Genomic DNA, 17,598 nt, shown 5'->3' with positions numbered 1-17,598 from the left:
CCGTACAGTTGGTGCGGGTGTTGTTTCTAAAGTAACTGCATAATATAATACAGTTATCTTTGTACAGATCGAGAGTTTCGACTCTCGATTTGCTCTGCAGGTCAGTAGTTCAATTGGTAGAGCGTCGGTCTCCAAAACCGAATGTTGGGGGTTCGAGTCCCTCCTGGCCTGCCAAATTTTTTTAAAAAGAAGCTTGATGCTGGCTCAACTGGTCATATAATAAGTCGCGAATCCTACGACGAGTACAAAAATGTCGAATGATAAATCGCGTGACGCATTAAGCGACGCGCCAATTCCTCAAAGAAATAATCCTGCTGAAGTTGTTAATTCTGGTTCCCCTTTAGACTATGTTCTGTGGGTTATCGCGTTGATTTTACTCGGTAGTTCTATGATGGTGAATCAACATTTGCCAGCATACTGGGCACCAGCGAATGATGTTTGGGTCCGTGTTGGGGTAATTTTGGCTTGTATCATCGTGGCTTTAGGTTTATTATACGCCACCCATCAAGGCAAAGGCTTTGTTCGATTGTTGAAAGATGCTCGAATTGAGTTACGTCGAGTGACTTGGCCAACCAAGCAAGAGACCATGACCACATCTTGGCAGGTACTTGCGGTAGTCTTAGTGGCATCTATTTTATTATGGTGCTTTGACTATGCTTTGAGCTGGTTAATGAAGTTTATTATCGGGTAAGAGAGCTATGAAACGTTGGTACATTATTCATGCCTATTCTGGTTATGAAAAACAAGTGTTACGCTCACTTAATGATCGAATCCAGCGTAGCGCTGTAGCCGATAGCTTTGGTGAAGTCCTTGTCCCTACTGAAGAAGTAGTGGAAATGAAGGATGGTAAGAAACGTAAATCTGAGCGTAAATTCTTTCCCGGCTATGTGTTAGTCGAGATGGAAATGAATGATGAAACTTGGCACATTGTTAAAGAATGTCCAAAAGTATTAGGTTTCATCGGTGGTACTGCAGAAAAGCCTGCACCAATTACGCAAAAAGAAGCTGATGCGATTCTTGCACGTGTACGCAATACTGGCGAAGCACCTCGTCCTAAGACGATGTTTGAACCAGGTGAAGAATTACTCGTAATTGACGGTCCATTCACCGATTTTAAAGGCGTGGTGGAAGAAGTTCTATACGATAAGTCACGTTTGACGTTGACGATTAATGTATTTAATCGACCAACTCAGGTTGAGCTGGAATTTCGCCAAGTCGAAAAATCGGTTTAATTTAACTTGGTTGATAAACGCCCGATTTGTTATGAGTCGGGCATTGTTGTTGTAACGGTATCGTTACTTATATGTATGGGGAGCCTAGCGGCGTTAGTACCCAGAGGTAATTGAAATGGCTAAGAAGATTGACGGCTATATCAAGCTGCAAGTTCCAGCTGGTAAAGCAAATCCATCTCCACCGATTGGTCCTGCACTAGGTCAACGTGGTGTTAACATCATGGCATTCTGTAAAGAATTCAATGCTGCGACACAAAAAGTTGAAGCTGGTCTTCCAATTCCAGTAGTGATCACTGTGTACAACGACAAGTCGTTCACATTCATCATGAAAACTCCTCCTGCTGCGATTCTTCTTAAGAAAGCTGCGGGCATCCAAAAGGGTTCAGCTGTACCTAACAAAACTAAAGTTGGTAAGTTGACTCGCGCTCAATTAGAAGAAATTGCGACTACTAAAGAACCAGATCTTACTGGTGCTGATTTAGACGCACGTGTACGTACCATTGCTGGTTCTGCGCGTTCTATGGGCTTGGAAGTGGAGCTATAAGACATGGCTAAATTAACTAAACGTCAAAAAGCCATTGTTGCTGCTGTTGAAGCTAACAAAGTTTACACTTTGGAAGAAGCTGTTGCAGTTCTTAACGGCCTTCCAGCAGTAAAATTCAAAGAATCTTTGGATGTTGCTGTAAACCTAGGTGTTGATCCTCGTAAATCTGACCAAGTTGTTCGTGGCGCGACTACGCTTCCTGCAGGTACTGGTAAAACTGTACGTGTAGCTGTGTTTGCTCAAGGCGCTGCTGCTGAAGCTGCTAAAGCTGAAGGCGCGGACGTTGTTGGTTTTGATGATCTTGCTGAAAGCATCCAAGCGGGTAACCTTGACTTTGACGTAGTAATTGCAGCTCCGGATGCAATGCGCGTTGTTGGTAAGTTAGGTACGATTCTTGGTCCACGTGGCTTAATGCCAAACCCTAAAGTGGGTACTGTAACTCCTGACGTAGCTTCTGCTGTTAAAAACGCGAAAGCTGGTCAAGCACGTTACCGTGTAGACAAAGCGGGTATTATCCACGCTGCGATCGGTCAAGTAGGTTTTACTGCTGAAGCTGTTCGTTCAAACGTTGAAGCTCTTGTAGCTGACCTTAAGAAAGCAAAACCTGCTACTTCTAAAGGTGTTTACATCCAAAAGATCACTTTAAGCTCAACTATGGGTCCTGGTCTTGTTGTTGATGTAGCAAACGTTTCTAAATAAGTTTCGACTTATTACAGAATTTTAAAGCCCTGAGTAATATTTAAAGCGCTGCTTTAAATATTACGCAAGAAGCGCTTCGTCGTATATTGCGTAATTCAGGCAAACTTTGAATTGATAAATTTAGATTTATCAGCGTCAAAGACCTCAGGCGAGGGAAGTTTTATGCTTTCTTCTTAATAGCCCAGCCTGAGTAGACGCGGTGGTGTGATTTGTTCCTCCTCCGCGTGTTGGTTCAGTGATGAGCTAACGAATTGGGAGTGCATCTGTATAGGTGCATAAATCACCGTTAGGAGGTTTTACAATGGCTCTTCTTATCGAAGGCAAAAAACAGATCGTAGCTGAAGTAACTGAAGTTGCTTCTACTGCGTATGCTGCTGTTGTTGCTGACTATCAAGGTTTAACTGTTGAGCAATTAACTGCTCTACGTGTTGAAGCTCGTAAACTAGGTGTTGCTACTCGTGTAGTTCGTAACACTTTGGCTAAACGTGCTCTTCAAGATACTCAATTCAATATCTTGAGCGACAACCTTGTTGGCCCAACAATCTTAGCTTTCTCAACTTCTGAAGACGACATGGGCGCAGCTGCTCGTTTGTTCGAAGAATTTGCTAAAACTAATAAAGCATTTGAACTTAAAGCTGCTGCATTTGACGGTAAGGTTTATCAAGGTGCTGAAGTTAGCGTTATCGCGAACCTTCCAAACCAAGAGAAAGCGCTTACTATGCTTGCAAACGTTCTTCAAGCTCCTATTTCGAAATTGGGTCGCCTTATTACTGCGCTCAAAGAGAAAAACGAGTCAGAAGCTGCTTAAGCTTAAATCAATTTACACACCATTCAATACCCATTTGGAGTTACTCTCATGGCTTTAACAAACGAAGAAATCTTAAACGCAGTTGCTGAAAAAACTGTTCTTGAACTTGTTGAACTTATTTCTGCTTTCGAAGAAAAATTCAACGTATCTGCTGCTGCTGTAGCAGTTGCTGCTGCTCCTGGCGCTGCTGGTGCTGCTGCTGAAGAACAATCAGAATTCAACGTTGAGTTGACTTCTTTTGGTGCTAACAAAGTTGCTGTAATTAAAGCAGTTCGTGAAGCTACTGGCCTTGGTCTTAAAGAAGCTAAAGATCTTGTTGAAAGCGCTCCTTCAGTTCTTAAAGAAGGCGTTTCTAAAGAAGAAGGCGAAGAACTTAAGAAAAAACTTGAAGAAGCTGGTGCTACAGTTACACTTAAGTAATCTTAAGGGGAGTCGATTTTTTTATAATCGGCTCCAAAAAATGGCTGGTGGCCCTTGGGTCATCAGCCTTTTTGCGTTACAATAATCGGCTCGATTTTTGTTTGCATGATATAAAAATCATACAAATTAAAAATAATTTATAAAACCAAACGCTTACCAATATTTTTCAGTAAAAAATATTGTTAAGCGTTTTAATACCACTAAAAATTGCAGCATTTGTGAAAGTGGTGGCCATATCGGCCTGCGTAATTCCTTCTAAGTTCGTTCTGCAGGCGGACTTAGTTTACTTTCCGAGGACTCCAGATGGCATACTCATATACCGAAAAGAAACGGATCCGTAAGAATTTTGGTAAATTGCCCAAGGTAATGGATGTTCCGTACTTGCTCGCGATTCAAGTCGACTCGTACCGAACTTTCCTTCAAGACGGCAAAACTCCAAAAAACCGCGAAGATATCGGTCTCCAAGCCGCATTTCGTTCAGTTTTTCCTATTGAAAGTTATTCTGGCAATGCTGCTTTAGAATTTGTTGAGTATAGTCTTGGTAAGCCTGAATTTGATGTGCGCGAATGTATTCTTCGTGGCTCAACTTATGCGGCGCCAATGCGTGTAAAAATTCGTCTGATCATTAAAGATCGCGAAACTAAAACAATCAAAGATGTGCGTGAGCAAGAAGTCTACATGGGTGAAATGCCACTTATGACAGACAACGGTACCTTTGTGATCAATGGTACTGAGCGTGTAATCGTATCTCAATTACACCGTTCACCAGGTGTATTCTTTGACCACGATAAAGGCAAAACTCACTCTAGCGGTAAAGTTCTTTACTCTGCTCGTATCATTCCTTACCGTGGTTCATGGTTAGACTTTGAATTCGATGCAAAAGATCTTGTATATGTTCGTATTGACCGTCGTCGTAAATTACTTGCGACTGTTGTGCTTCGTGCCTTGGGTTATAACAACGAACAAATCCTAGACATGTTCTACGAAAAAGTACCTGTATATCTTGATATGGGTAGCTATCAAATTGACTTGGTTCCAGAACGTCTACGTGGCGAAATGGCACAGTTTGATATCGTGGGTACAGACGGTAAGACAATTGTTGAACAAGGTAAACGTATTAACGCGCGCCATGTTCGTCAAATGGAAGCAGCAGGTCTTGAAAAACTTTCTGTTCCTGATGAATACCTATATGAACGTATTGTTGCTGAAGATGTAACGTTACGTGATGGCGAAGTAATTGCTGCAAATACAGTACTAAGCCATGAAATTATGGTGAAATTGGCTGAAGGCGGCGTTAAACAATTCAACGTACTTTATACCAATGACATCGACCGTGGCCCATTCATTGCGGACTCTTTACGTGCAGATACTACAACTGGTCGTGAAGAAGCACTTGTAGAAATCTACAAAGTGATGCGTCCGGGTGAGCCACCAACAAAAGAAGCTGCTGAAAACTTATTCAACAATTTGTTCTTCTCTTCTGAACGTTATGACTTATCACCAGTAGGTCGTATGAAGTTCAACCGTCGTTTGGGTCGTCCTTACGAAGTGGGTACGGATCAGAAGTCTCGTGAAGTTGAAGGTATTCTTTCGAACGAAGACATCACTGATGTATTGAAAACATTAGTTGAAATCCGTAACGGTAAAGGTGAAGTCGACGATATCGATCACTTGGGTAACCGTCGTGTTCGTTCTGTTGGTGAAATGACAGAAAACCAATTCCGTGTTGGTTTAGTTCGTGTTGAACGTGCTGTTAAAGAACGTTTATCTCAAGCTGAAACTGATAACTTGTCTCCGCAAGATTTAATCAATGCGAAACCAGTTGCTGCTGCAATCAAAGAATTCTTTGGTTCAAGCCAGTTGTCTCAGTTCATGGACCAAAACAACCCGTTGTCTGAAATTACACACAAACGTCGTGTATCAGCATTGGGCCCAGGTGGTTTGACTCGTGAGCGTGCGGGCTTCGAAGTACGTGACGTACATCAAACTCATTATGGTCGTGTATGTCCAATTGAGACTCCTGAGGGTCCAAACATTGGTTTGATCAACTCACTTTCTGTTTATGCGAAAGCGAATGATTTTGGTTTCTTAGAAACGCCTTACCGTAAAGTTGTTGATGGCCGTGTAACGGATGACGTTGAATACCTTTCTGCGATTGAAGAAGTAGGTACTGTGATTGCACAGGCCGATTCAGGTGTAGATAAAGACGGTAATTTAACAGAAGAATTTGTTTCTGTACGTCACCAAGGTGATTTCGTACGTATGCCTCCTGAAAAAGTGACGCATATGGACGTATCTGCACAGCAGGTTGTATCTGTTGCTGCATCACTTATTCCATTCCTTGAACACGATGATGCCAACCGTGCATTGATGGGTTCAAATATGCAACGTCAGGCAGTACCTACGTTGATCGCTGACAAGCCGCTTGTTGGTACAGGTATGGAAGCAAACGTAGCGCACGACTCAGGTGTATGTGTTCTTGCGAAACGTGGTGGCCGTATTGAATTCGTCGACGCGTCTCGTGTTGTTATTCGTGTAAACGAAGACGAAATGATCGCGGGTGAAGCAGGTGTAGATATCTACAACCTGATCAAATATACACGTTCTAACCAAAACACTTGTATTAACCAAAAAGTGCTTGTAAGCCTTGGTGATCAAGTGGGTCGTGGTGACGTATTAGCTGATGGTCCATCTACAGATGGTGGTGAATTGGCATTGGGTCAAAACATGCGCGTAGCATTCATGACTTGGAACGGTTACAACTATGAAGACTCGATCTTATTATCTGAGCGTGTGCTTCAAGAAGATCGTTTAACATCAATCCACATTCAAGAATTGTCATGTGTAGCACGTGATACTAAATTGGGTGCGGAAGAAATTACTGCCGATATCCCGAACGTGGGTGAAGCAGCACTTTCTAAACTTGATGAGTCAGGTATTGTTTACATCGGTGCAGAAGTAACAGCGGGCGATATCCTTGTAGGTAAAGTAACACCTAAGGGTGAAACCCAACTTACTCCGGAAGAAAAACTTCTTCGTGCAATCTTCGGCGAAAAAGCGGCTGACGTTAAAGATTCATCTTTACGTGTATCTTCTGGTGTTAAAGGTACTGTTATTGACGTTCAAGTGTTTACACGTGATGGTCTTGAAAAAGACGAACGTGCTCAAGCAATTGAAAAAGCTCAATTAGATGCTTACCGTAAAGATTTGAAAGAAGAATTCAAAATCTTTGAAGAAGCAGCTCGTGAACGTATTGTGCGTTTGTTGAAAGGTCAAGAATCGAATGGTGGCGGTACAACTAAACGCGGTGACAAATTAACTGAAGAGTTATTGTCTGGTCTTGAGTTGGTTGATCTTATTGAAATCCAACCAGTTGACGAAGCGATTGCTGAGCGTTTAACTCAAATTCAAGTGTTCTTGAAAGAGAAGAGCCTTGAAATTGACGAAAAATTTGCAGAGAAAAAACGTAAATTGTCTACAGGCGATGAACTGACAACTGGCGTATTGAAAGTTGTTAAAGTTTACTTGGCTGTAAAACGTCGCATCCAACCGGGTGATAAAATGGCGGGTCGTCATGGTAACAAAGGTGTTGTATCAAACATCCTACCTGTAGAAGACATGCCACACGATGCAAACGGTGTTCCAGTTGATGTTGTACTTAATCCACTGGGTGTACCATCACGTATGAACGTGGGTCAGATTCTTGAAACTCACTTAGGTATGGCGGCTAAAGGTCTTGGCGATCAAATCGACATGATGATGAAAGAGCAACGTACTGTACTTGAGCTTCGTGATTTCTTAGACAAGATTTACAACAAAGTTGGTGGCGAACAAGAAGATCTTGATAGCTTGACTGATGAAGAAATCTTGGTGCTTTCAGGTAACTTGCGTAAAGGTGTTCCTTTAGCAACACCGGTATTTGATGGTGCTGAAGAATCACAAATCAAAGAATTGTTAGAACTTGGTGGCATTTCACGTACTGGTCAAACAGTATTGTATGATGGTCGTACAGGTGAACGTTTTGACCGTCCAGTAACTGTGGGTTACATGTACATGTTGAAACTGAACCACTTGGTTGACGACAAGATGCATGCGCGTTCTACTGGTTCTTACTCTCTAGTAACTCAACAGCCGCTTGGTGGTAAAGCACAATTCGGTGGTCAGCGTTTCGGTGAGATGGAAGTATGGGCACTCGAAGCTTACGGTGCAGCATACACACTTCAAGAAATGCTTACTGTGAAGTCGGATGACGTTGAAGGTCGTACCCGTATCTATAAGAACATTGTAGATGGTAACCATTACATGGACCCAGGTATGCCTGAATCGTTCAACGTATTGACCAAAGAGATCCGTTCTTTAGGTATCAACATTGAACTGAAAAATGGTGACTAATTAGCTCCATTGAATCTCCCTTGTGAAGCAGTGCTTCTCACCTCTTTAATCAAGAGGGGCAAGGGGGATTTCTCAGTTAAAAAAACAATATTTGTGACCCAGTTGTGAAGTGAAAATCTCCACAACACACGGAGAAAAAAATTGAAAGACTTGCTCGATATCATGCGCAAAAAGACGGATTCAGACGGTCATGCTCCTGTAGAGTTTGATCGCATCCGTATTGGTCTTGCGTCACCAGAAATGATTAAGTCGTGGTCTCATGGTGAAGTTAAAAAGCCTGAAACCATTAACTACCGTACGTTCAAACCTGAACGTGATGGTTTATTCTGTGCCAAAATCTTTGGTCCAGTAAAAGATTACGAATGCTTGTGTGGTAAATACAAGCGTATGAAATACAAAGGCGTCATTTGTGAAAAATGTGGCGTTGAAGTAACAACTGCAAAAGTACGTCGTGAGCGTATGGGTCATATTGACCTTGCTTCTCCAGTTGCACATATTTGGTTCTTAAAATCACTTCCTAGCCGTATCGGTCTGCTTTTAGACATGACTTTACGTGATATCGAACGTGTATTGTATTTCGAATCATACGTTGTAACTGACCCAGGTATGACTCCACTTGAGAAATACCAACTTCTAAACGATGAAGAATACTTCACTGCTTTAGAAGAACACGGTGATGAATTCACTGCGAAAATGGGTGCAGAAGCAGTTCAAGATTTGTTGAAAGACATCGATCTTGAAGCTGAAATTTCACGTCTTCGTGAAGAAATTCCAAATACAACTTCAGAAACGAAGCTTAAAAAAGCTTCTAAACGTCTGAAATTGATGGAAGCGTTCAAAGAGTCGAACAACAAACCAGAATGGATGGTGATGAATGTACTTCCAGTACTTCCACCTGATCTTCGTCCGTTGGTTCCTCTAGAAGGTGGTCGTTTTGCGACTTCTGACTTAAACGATCTTTACCGTCGTGTAATTAACCGTAACAACCGTTTAAAACGTCTACTAGACCTTGCAGCACCAGACATTATCGTACGTAACGAAAAACGTATGTTACAAGAGTCTGTTGATGCATTGCTTGATAACGGTCGTCGTGGTCGTGCAATTACTGGTTCGAATAAACGTCCTCTTAAATCTTTGGCAGACATGATCAAAGGTAAACAAGGTCGTTTCCGTCAAAACTTATTGGGTAAACGTGTCGATTACTCTGGTCGTTCGGTAATTACCGTAGGTCCGACTTTACGTCTTCACCAATGTGGTCTTCCGAAAAAAATGGCGCTTGAATTATTCAAACCATTCATTTTTGCGAAACTACAAGCATCTGGCCAAGCGACAACCATTAAAGCTGCGAAGAAAATGGTTGAGCGTGAAACTCCAGAAGTTTGGGACGTACTTGCTCACGTAATTCGTCAACATCCAGTGATGTTGAACCGTGCGCCTACACTTCACCGTTTGGGTCTTCAAGCATTTGAACCAACCCTGATTGAAGGTAAAGCGATCCGTCTTCACCCGTTAGTTTGTGCGGCATTTAACGCCGACTTCGACGGTGACCAAATGGCGGTACACGTACCATTAACACTTGAAGCTCAGTTAGAAGCTCGTGCGTTAATGATGTCAACAAACAACATTCTTTCTCCTGCGAACGGTGAGCCAATCATCGTACCTTCTCAGGACGTTGTCTTAGGCTTGTACTACATCACTCGTGATGCGATCAATGCCAAAGGTGAAGGCATGGTGTTTGCGGATACTGACGAAGTAAACCGTGCACTTGCAACAGGTCAAGTTGATTTACACGCTCGCGTAAAAGCACGTGTACACCAAACTGTCATTGACGAAAATGGTAACCGTGAACAACAAACCATTGTTGTAGACACAACTCCAGGTCGTTGTTTACTTTGGGAAGTTGTACCTGAAGGTATGGATTTCCAACAAATCAACGTTGAGATGACTAAAAAGAACATCTCTAAATTGATCAACTCTTGCTACCGTAAATTAGGTCTTAAAGATACTGTTATCTTCGCTGACCAATTGATGTATTTGGGCTTCCGTCAAGCGACTCACTCAGGTGTGTCTGTTGGTATGGAAGACATGTTAATTCCGCCACAAAAACAAGCAATTATCGAAAAAGCTGAAGTTGAAGTTCGTGAAATTGAACAACAATTCGAGCAAGGTTTCGTAACTGCCGGCGAACGTTATAACAAAGTTGTCGATATTTGGGCGCGTACAAACGACCAAGTAGCGAAAGCGATGATGGACAACTTGTCTTTCACAACTGTTAAAAACAAACAGGGTGAAGACGAGAAACAAAAATCATTCAACTCGATCTACATGATGTCTGACTCAGGTGCCCGTGGTTCGGCAGCTCAGATTCGTCAGTTAGCGGGTATGCGTGGTTTGATGGCGAAACCAGATGGTTCGATCATTGAAACACCAATTAAAGCGAACTTCCGTGAAGGTTTGACCGTACTTCAGTACTTCATTTCAACACACGGTGCACGTAAAGGTTTGGCCGATACTGCATTGAAAACTGCGAACTCAGGTTACTTGACTCGTCGTTTGGTTGACGTTGCACAAGACTTGGTAATTACTGAGCCAGATTGTGGTACTTTCGACGGTCTTGTAATGACTCCGTTCATTCAAGGTGGCGATGTCATCGAGAACTTAGGTACTCGAGTATTGGGTCGTGTACTTGCTGAAGATGCGAAGAAACCAGGTTCGGATGATGTGATTCTTCCACGTAATACTTTAATCGACGAAAAACTTGCAAACTACTTAGAAGAGCAAGGTGTCGATGAAGTGAAAGTACGTTCAGTTGTAAACTGTGAATCTACTTTCGGTGTATGTGCGAAATGTTACGGTCGTGACCTTGCTCGCGGTCACTTGGTGAATCCAGGTGAATCTGTGGGTGTAATGGCTGCTCAATCAATTGGTGAGCCAGGTACACAGTTAACAATGCGTACGTTCCACGTAGGTGGTGCTGCGAGCCGAACTTCTGCTGCTAACAGCGTACAAGTTCGTAACAAAGGTACAGTACGTTTCCACAATGTGAAAACAGTACAACACGCTAAAGGTCACTTGGTATCAACTTCACGTTCAGGTGAAATCGGTATCGCAGATGACATCGGTCGTGAACGCGAACGTTACAAAATTCCATACGGTGCTTCAATCATCATTAAAGATGGAGAAGCTGTGGAAGCTGGCGGTATCGTAGCGACTTGGGATCCGCATACACATCCATTGGTTACCGAAGTTGCAGGTAAAGTGCGTTTCAGCCAAATCGCTGATGGCGTAACTGTGACATCGAAAACTGATGATGCAACAGGTATGACGACTATTGAGGTACTTCCAGTAACTTCACGTCCAGCATCTGGTAAAGATATGCGTCCAGCTGTTGTATTGGATACAACAGATGGCGGCGAACAGTTCTACTTCCTACCACAAAACACGATTCTGACTGTGCGCGACGGCGAAACAATTGGTGTCGGTGACGTTATTGGTCGTGTACCACAAGAATCTTCACGTACACGTGATATTACCGGTGGTCTACCGCGTGTAGCTGACTTGTTCGAAGCACGTAAACCGAAAGAACATGCGATCCTTGCTGAAATTTCAGGTATCGTAAGCTTCGGTAAAGAGACCAAAGGTAAGAACCGTCTTGTGATTACTCCGGATGATGGCTCTGAGATTTACGAAGAGCTAATTCCGAAATGGCGTACGATTAACGTGTTCGAAGGCGAGCATGTGAACCGTGGTGAAACCATTTCTGATGGCCCGCAAAACCCACACGACATCTTACGTTTGAAAGGCGAAGTTGCACTGACAAACTACATCGTGAACGAAGTTCAGGACGTATACCGTCTGCAAGGTGTAAAAATCAACGACAAGCACATTGAAGTGATCGTACGTCAAATGCTTCGTAAAGTTGAAATCACTGACGGTGGTGATACAAGCTTCATCAAAGGCGAGCAAGTGGAATACATCCGCGTTGTTCAAGAAAACCAAGCTGTGGCAGCTCAGAACAAGTTCCCAGCGAAGTTTGAACGTCAATTGATGGGTATTACCAAAGCGTCGCTTTCTACTGACTCGTTCATTTCTGCTGCATCGTTCCAGGAAACAACTCGTGTGTTAACTGAAGCTGCTGTAACAGGTAAAGAAGATGAATTACGTGGTCTGAAAGAAAACGTAGTTGTAGGTCGTCTGATCCCAGCGGGTACAGGTTTGGCTTATCACTTAGAACGTCGTCGTCAAGAGTCTGAAGCTGCAGAGCTTGAGCTTCACAATGATTTCTCTGATGTAGATCAAGCATTAAGCCAAGCATTTAGCGATGAATTTAACGGTCTTTAATTAGCCCTTAAATTATTCAAAAAAGCACCTTTGGGTGGCTTTTTTTATGCGGATGAATTGAAAATTAAAGCTTTCCTAATGTTGATTTATTTCCTATAGTAAAAATAGAACATAACAAATCTCTTGATTTTTAAACTTAAACATAACGGGGTCTTTTGATGAAATTCGCACAGCAATTATTCGCAGTTTCTGCATTATTCAGCTCATTGACAGCGATTGCTGCACCTATGCCCAATTCGATTGTGGTAGAAGATAAAGCTGTAGTTCCAGTACTAAAAACAGAAGTGATTCGCCGTGTTGCAGGTCAAGAACCTGTACGCCAAGTGACTGCAACAGTGTTAGAAATGACCAATAAAGGTCAGGATATCGTGGCACGTGAAATTGAACTTTCAGATCATCAAAGTGATTTTTCTGAAAAGAAATTATCGATTCCAGTACTTCAACGTGGTGGTGTCATCGTCCCGACCTCTAAAATTGAAACCAAGACGACGGTGAAGCAGGACGGTCAGATTATTCGTCAAAACACCAATATTGATGCAGAAGGCGTAGAGTTTAAGAAAGGGCAAGACCCGATTAAACGCACGCTAAAACTAGATCAGGCAACAGATCCAGAAAGCAAAGCCAAACTCTCTCATGCTGTGCTGACTGAAAATGGTGAAACCACAAAAGATTTGATGATTTTGGATGAAAATCCTGAGTGATTTGTGAGCGATTAGGCGTCGTTTTTTACAAAATGCAGCATTTATGCTCCAAGCCGTAACAAGCTATATTTAATTGTTTCATACAATGGTTTTAGAATCATAGGTATTGAAGAAGACAAGGAACATCACAATGAAAAAAGTAATGAGCGTATGCGCAGTCGCGATGATGTCGACCCTAATGCTTGCTGGTTGTGAAAGTATGTCGCCCAATGAACAGCGTATTGGTGCTGCAGCTTTAGGTGGTGCCATTGGTGGTGGTGTGGGTAATAATGTCGGTGGTGGTGTAGGTGCAGCCGTTGGTGGTGGCGCTGGTGCAGCTGTCGGTAGTAAAACTCAAAACGGTTCAAACCGAAATGCTACATATAGTGGTGTAGGTGGTGCGATTGGTTCTGCAGTCGGTAAAAGTATCTTTGGTGGTAATACCGGTGCTGCGATTGGTGGTGCAATCGGTGGTGGCGCAGGTGCTGCAATTGAGCAAAATCGCTAGCCCAATCCGATAAATTTGAATCAAAAGGCGCTTAAAGAAGCGCCTTTTTTATTTGCGTGGACGGGGTTGCTTGCGACGAACGTATAGGGTTTTTTGAACTTCAGCGATACGTAAGCCTGCTTCATCAAAAATATTTAAGCTATAGTTCCGTAGTACAGGTGCGTGGTTATCTGCTAAGTTTTTAATATGATTGATTTCATTTGGGTCGAGCTGGATGTCAGCGTATACCGTTCCACGCCCGGGGGATAAAAATTGGATATTTGCCGCTTTGTCCCACACGATATAACGTGAGCCAAGGTGATGCATCAAAATCAACATATAAAATGGGTCAACCATTGAATAAAGACTACCGCCAAAATGTACACCGACGATATTTTGATTTTTACGAGTTAATGGCATTTTGACGCGAATGTGATAATTGGCGAGATCAATTTTATCAATCGAAATGCCAGCACCTTTATAAGGGGCATAATGATTGAGTAAGAATTTAGAGACAATAGGCATTGTCATTATTTTCTGGATTATGCTCATACTGGGTCAATTTTTTTTTATGCTGAACTTTGCATACTAAATGAGTTTCAAAACTGTGGCATTGATCACATTGCCCATGTTCACAAATAAAACGTCAATTCGATGGAATCGATAAAAGGACTAGAAGAATGCAACCACTAAATACGCAATGGGTGAATACCACAGATCAACAACGGCTCTATGTAAAGACATGGGGTGATGAAACCAAGCCCGCTTTGGTTTTGGTTCATGGTTATCCTGATAATCAGGAAGTATGGGAACCGGTTATTGAACATCTTGGTTCTGAATTTTATATTGTGAGCTATGACGTGCGAGGTGCAGGGCAGTCATCTGTGCCCCGTAAAGTACGAGATTACCGTTTAGAACAACTTTCACTTGATTTAGATAGTGTGACGCAAGCGGTATTAGGCGAGCGTAGTTTTCATTTGGCCGCGCATGATTGGGGTTCTATCCAATCTTGGGAATCGGTGACTGAGCCAAAATTTCGCTCACGTATTTTGTCTTATTCAACTATTTCTGGGCCATGTTTGGATCATGCGGCATTTTTGCTCAGAGATAGCTTCAAGCATCAGCAGAAAAAATTACTCAAGTTGTTAAGTAAGTCATGGTACATCGGGGTATTCCAATTGCCATTTTTGGCACCGACCGCGTGGCATTTTTTGAATGCTGAACGTTGGGGAAAAATTGTGAATGATTTAGAACGTACTCAAGAATTGCCTTTGAATCATAATATTCAGCATGATGGTAAACACGGTATTGCGCTTTACCGTGCTAATTTTATTCCCCGCTTAACTCAGCCTAGACAACGTCATGCGGTCTGTCCTGTACAAGCGATTGTGTTGAAACATGATAATTTTGTCAGTCCAGATTACATTAAAGAATTACCTAATTGGGTTGAAGATTTATCGGTGGTTGAAGTCAATGCCAATCATTGGGCTGTGCTAAGCCAACCCGAAAAAATTGCAGGTTACATCGCTCAATTTGCGCAATCACAGCAGCTTTAAGTAAATCGTTCAACAGTGGCAGTTTCATCGATAGGGGGCTAAATAGCGAGCAAATTCTGATAAAATACGGTTTTTTGTCAGACTCCCTTTTTTCTTATGTTTGCTATTCTTGCCGCAATTACAGTCATGTTTGGACTGTCGCTGGCACGCGTGCCTGTTGTATTTGCGCTGATCATTGGTGCAGTAACAGGTGGCTTGTTAGCTGGTCTTGGTATTCATGGCACCATCGAAGCGTTTAATAGTGGCTTAGGCAACGGTGCTCAAATCGCACTTGCTTATGGCGTGTTGGGGGCATTTGCTTTGGCACTTGCGCGTTCAGGTTTGCCAGATTTACTGGCTTATCAACTCATTACTAAACTCAAAGGTAACAGTAATGTGAAAGCCCAGAATCGCGTGAAATACGTAATTTTCGCTACTATCGCTTTAGCCGCCGTATGTTCACAAAACGTGATTCCAGTGCACATTGCGTTTATTCCAGTATTAATTCCACCATTACTCAGCGTATTTAATCATTTAAAACTTGACCGTCGTTTGATTGCTTGTGTTCTGACTTTTGGTCTTGTGGCGACTTATATGCTGGTACCTTTTGGTTTTGGTGCTATTTTCCTTAATGATATTTTAGGTCAAAACATCAATACCTTTGGTAAGCCATACGGTTTCAACATCAGCTATGATCAAATTCCAACTGCTATGGCAATTCCAGTATTTGGGATGTTTGTTGGCTTATTAATTGCTGTTTTTTATAGCTACCGTAAACCACGAGAGTATGCTGACGTTCAGGTTAAGGAATCACAGCACACCATCTCATCTGATGTAAAAGCAGATGAAAATGGTAAACCACAAGTCGCTAAATTTACTTTAATCATGGCTGCGGTAGCAGTGGTTGCTACGCTTTCTGTTCAAGTCATATCTGAGTCGATGATTTTGGCGGGTCTCGTTGGTGTTGCGATCTTAAGCTGTGCAGGTATCTTTAAGTGGAAAGAAGCCGACGATGTCATTATCAGTGGTATGCGCATGATGGCACTGGTGGGTTTCATTATGATTTCTGCGCAAGGCTTTGCATCTGTGATTGAGGCTACGAATCAAGTACCAACACTGGTACAAGCTTCAGTTGAATGGATTGGAAACAGCCAAGGTTTAGCGGCATTTTGGATGTTATTAATTGGGTTATTAGTTACCTTAGGTATTGGTTCTTCATTCTCAACAATCCCAATTTTGGCCATTATTTATGTACCACTTTGTATTCAATTTGGTTTTAGCCCAGCGGCAACGATTGCAATTATTGGTACAGCAGCAGCTTTGGGAGATGCAGGTTCTCCAGCATCAGACTCAACTTTAGGGCCAACATCAGGTCTTAATATGGATGGTCAGCATGACCACATGAAAGATAGTGTGGTACCGACCTTCATTCACTACAATATTCCATTAATGATCTTTGGTTGGATTGCCGCAATGGTACTCTAAAGAATATCCAAAGATAAATAAAAAGGCGATTATATAATCGCCTTTTTTGTTATTTAATCCTGAGGATTTTGGTTGGATTAAAATAATTCATTTTATTAATTCTGATTAAAAAGGTTGGTATATTATGAATAATAAATTAATTATAATGGTGAAAATATAAAACCAAGCATTGCACTATGATTAAAATAAATATATTTAATTAATAATAACTTATATAATAATGTAATAAATTATTAAATAATGTTATTGCATAATTTTAATACTAATGTTTAATATTAATTATTCATTCTAGAAGGTTGTTTAAAAATGTTAAAACAAGCTGCTCTTATTGCATTATTGGGTATGTCTGCATCAGCTATGGCTGGTCAATGGCAGGTTAAAGTTGGTGCTTCTGTAATTGCTCCAACTGCAGATACTGATATTGCTAATGGTGCTTTAAATGTAAAAGCAGATCATGAGTTTGCATTTACACCGTCTGTAGAATATTTCTTTAATGACAACATTTCAGCTGAATTACTATTAGCTACACCAATTAGTCATGATGTGGATGTAACAGCTGCGGGTTCAAAAGTTGCTGGTGTTAAATTGAAACATCTTCCACCAACAATTACTGCGAAATATAACTTTAAAAATTCAACTGGCTTTACACCTTACATTGGTGTGGGTGGTACAGCATTTGTTGCTTGGGATGAAGATGGTTCAGGTGTGCTAGAAGGCACAAAGGTTAAAGTGAAAGAGTCTTATGGTTTTGCTGGCCAAGTTGGTTTTAACTACCAACCAGCTGATGCTAAAAACTGGGGCGTATTCTTTGATGCACGTTATGCTCAAATCCAGCCTGAAGTTCAAACAGTTGTCGAAACTTTTGATTTAGATATCGATCCTATGGTGTATACAATTGGTTATAGCTACAAATTCTAAGCTGTAACTGATCTTAAAACCTGCCATTAGGCAGGGTTTTTTATGCAGCATATTCCA

At 41.8% G+C, this 17,598-nt stretch carries 14 protein-coding genes and 1 tRNA gene; 14 read left to right on the top strand and 1 reads right to left on the bottom strand.

The window, feature by feature from the left end; all coding sequences use genetic code 11:
* The first annotated feature begins 98 nt into the window (after positions 1 to 98).
* The 11 genes from AVJ20_RS15410 to AVJ20_RS15360 all read left to right on the top strand — a co-directional run bounded on the left by AVJ20_RS15410 (position 99) and on the right by AVJ20_RS15360 (position 13,624).
* Positions 99 to 174: transfer RNA gene (locus AVJ20_RS15410), tRNA-Trp, on the top strand.
* Positions 175 to 250: 76 nt separating this feature from the next.
* Entirely contained in the window at positions 251 to 691 is a 441-nt protein-coding gene (gene secE, locus AVJ20_RS15405; RefSeq protein ID WP_078189832.1) for a preprotein translocase subunit SecE, read from the top strand.
* Between the two features lie 7 nt (positions 692 to 698).
* Positions 699 to 1,232 (top strand): transcription termination/antitermination protein NusG, encoded by a 534-nt coding sequence (nusG, locus tag AVJ20_RS15400; protein WP_078189831.1) that lies wholly within the window; start codon positions 699 to 701, stop codon positions 1,230 to 1,232.
* A 115-nt stretch (positions 1,233 to 1,347) separates the two neighbouring features.
* Positions 1,348 to 1,776, top strand: coding sequence for a 50S ribosomal protein L11 (rplK, locus tag AVJ20_RS15395; RefSeq protein ID WP_004868049.1), 429 nt, complete (start codon positions 1,348 to 1,350; stop codon positions 1,774 to 1,776).
* Positions 1,777 to 1,779: 3 nt separating this feature from the next.
* The gene (gene rplA / locus AVJ20_RS15390; RefSeq protein WP_078189830.1) at positions 1,780 to 2,475 is read left to right on the top strand and encodes a 50S ribosomal protein L1; all 696 of its coding nucleotides are present in this window, start codon (positions 1,780 to 1,782) and stop codon (positions 2,473 to 2,475) included.
* A 301-nt stretch (positions 2,476 to 2,776) separates the two neighbouring features.
* The gene (gene rplJ / locus AVJ20_RS15385; RefSeq protein WP_111885844.1) at positions 2,777 to 3,283 is read left to right on the top strand and encodes a 50S ribosomal protein L10; all 507 of its coding nucleotides are present in this window, start codon (positions 2,777 to 2,779) and stop codon (positions 3,281 to 3,283) included.
* Positions 3,284 to 3,331: 48 nt separating this feature from the next.
* Entirely contained in the window at positions 3,332 to 3,703 is a 372-nt protein-coding gene (rplL, locus tag AVJ20_RS15380; protein WP_078189828.1) for a 50S ribosomal protein L7/L12, read from the top strand.
* 303 nt (positions 3,704 to 4,006) lie between these two features.
* Positions 4,007 to 8,095, top strand: a complete 4,089-nt coding sequence (gene rpoB, locus AVJ20_RS15375) for a DNA-directed RNA polymerase subunit beta (protein WP_111885843.1) — start codon at positions 4,007 to 4,009, stop codon at positions 8,093 to 8,095.
* Positions 8,096 to 8,236: 141 nt separating this feature from the next.
* Entirely contained in the window at positions 8,237 to 12,436 is a 4,200-nt protein-coding gene (gene rpoC / locus AVJ20_RS15370; protein WP_078192842.1) for a DNA-directed RNA polymerase subunit beta', read from the top strand.
* A 158-nt stretch (positions 12,437 to 12,594) separates the two neighbouring features.
* Positions 12,595 to 13,137 carry a hypothetical protein gene (locus AVJ20_RS15365; protein ID WP_111885842.1) on the top strand — a complete coding sequence of 181 codons (543 nt, stop codon included), beginning with the start codon at positions 12,595 to 12,597 and terminating at the stop codon, positions 13,135 to 13,137.
* 130 nt (positions 13,138 to 13,267) lie between these two features.
* Complete coding sequence (locus AVJ20_RS15360; protein WP_078192840.1) at positions 13,268 to 13,624, top strand: DNA transfer protein p32; 357 nt, start codon at positions 13,268 to 13,270, stop codon at positions 13,622 to 13,624.
* Positions 13,625 to 13,672: 48 nt separating this feature from the next.
* Here the strand turns inward: AVJ20_RS15360 and AVJ20_RS15355 are convergent, their stop codons facing one another.
* On the bottom strand, positions 13,673 to 14,155 hold the full coding sequence (locus AVJ20_RS15355; RefSeq protein ID WP_111885841.1) for a DUF4442 domain-containing protein: 483 nt from the start codon (positions 14,153 to 14,155) through the stop codon (positions 13,673 to 13,675).
* Between the two features lie 128 nt (positions 14,156 to 14,283).
* On the opposite strand from AVJ20_RS15355, the gene AVJ20_RS15350 reads away from it, so the two are divergent.
* From AVJ20_RS15350 to AVJ20_RS15340, 3 genes are all read left to right on the top strand, one after another.
* A complete protein-coding gene (locus AVJ20_RS15350) occupies positions 14,284 to 15,159 on the top strand; it encodes an alpha/beta fold hydrolase (protein WP_111885840.1) in 876 nt (291 codons plus the stop codon).
* Positions 15,160 to 15,255: 96 nt separating this feature from the next.
* Positions 15,256 to 16,623: a Na+/H+ antiporter family protein gene (locus AVJ20_RS15345; RefSeq protein WP_111885839.1), complete on the top strand. Its 1,368-nt coding sequence runs from the start codon at positions 15,256 to 15,258 to the stop codon at positions 16,621 to 16,623.
* A 306-nt stretch (positions 16,624 to 16,929) separates the two neighbouring features.
* A complete protein-coding gene (locus tag AVJ20_RS15340) occupies positions 16,930 to 17,541 on the top strand; it encodes an OmpW/AlkL family protein (RefSeq protein ID WP_111885838.1) in 612 nt (203 codons plus the stop codon).
* Positions 17,542 to 17,598 lie beyond the last annotated feature (57 nt).

The organism is Acinetobacter sp. CFCC 11171 (assembly GCF_003268405.1).
Taxonomy (GTDB): Bacteria; Pseudomonadota; Gammaproteobacteria; order Pseudomonadales; family Moraxellaceae; genus Acinetobacter; species Acinetobacter amyesii.
Note: the sequence above shows the minus strand (reverse complement) of the source record. Positions and strands in the feature narration are given on the sequence as shown.

Coding starts and splice junctions, on each gene's coding strand:
- rplJ (WP_111885844.1), top strand. CDS start 2,777: ATGGCTCTTCTTATCGAAGGCAAAAAACAGATCGTAGCTGAAGTAACT.
- AVJ20_RS15360 (WP_078192840.1), top strand. CDS start 13,268: ATGAAAAAAGTAATGAGCGTATGCGCAGTCGCGATGATGTCGACCCTA.
- secE (WP_078189832.1), top strand. CDS start 251: ATGTCGAATGATAAATCGCGTGACGCATTAAGCGACGCGCCAATTCCT.
- rplL (WP_078189828.1), top strand. CDS start 3,332: ATGGCTTTAACAAACGAAGAAATCTTAAACGCAGTTGCTGAAAAAACT.
- AVJ20_RS15365 (WP_111885842.1), top strand. CDS start 12,595: ATGAAATTCGCACAGCAATTATTCGCAGTTTCTGCATTATTCAGCTCA.
- AVJ20_RS15355 (WP_111885841.1), bottom strand. CDS start 14,155: ATGAGCATAATCCAGAAAATAATGACAATGCCTATTGTCTCTAAATTC.
- nusG (WP_078189831.1), top strand. CDS start 699: ATGAAACGTTGGTACATTATTCATGCCTATTCTGGTTATGAAAAACAA.
- AVJ20_RS15350 (WP_111885840.1), top strand. CDS start 14,284: ATGCAACCACTAAATACGCAATGGGTGAATACCACAGATCAACAACGG.
- AVJ20_RS15340 (WP_111885838.1), top strand. CDS start 16,930: ATGTTAAAACAAGCTGCTCTTATTGCATTATTGGGTATGTCTGCATCA.
- rplK (WP_004868049.1), top strand. CDS start 1,348: ATGGCTAAGAAGATTGACGGCTATATCAAGCTGCAAGTTCCAGCTGGT.
- rpoB (WP_111885843.1), top strand. CDS start 4,007: ATGGCATACTCATATACCGAAAAGAAACGGATCCGTAAGAATTTTGGT.
- rplA (WP_078189830.1), top strand. CDS start 1,780: ATGGCTAAATTAACTAAACGTCAAAAAGCCATTGTTGCTGCTGTTGAA.
- AVJ20_RS15345 (WP_111885839.1), top strand. CDS start 15,256: ATGTTTGCTATTCTTGCCGCAATTACAGTCATGTTTGGACTGTCGCTG.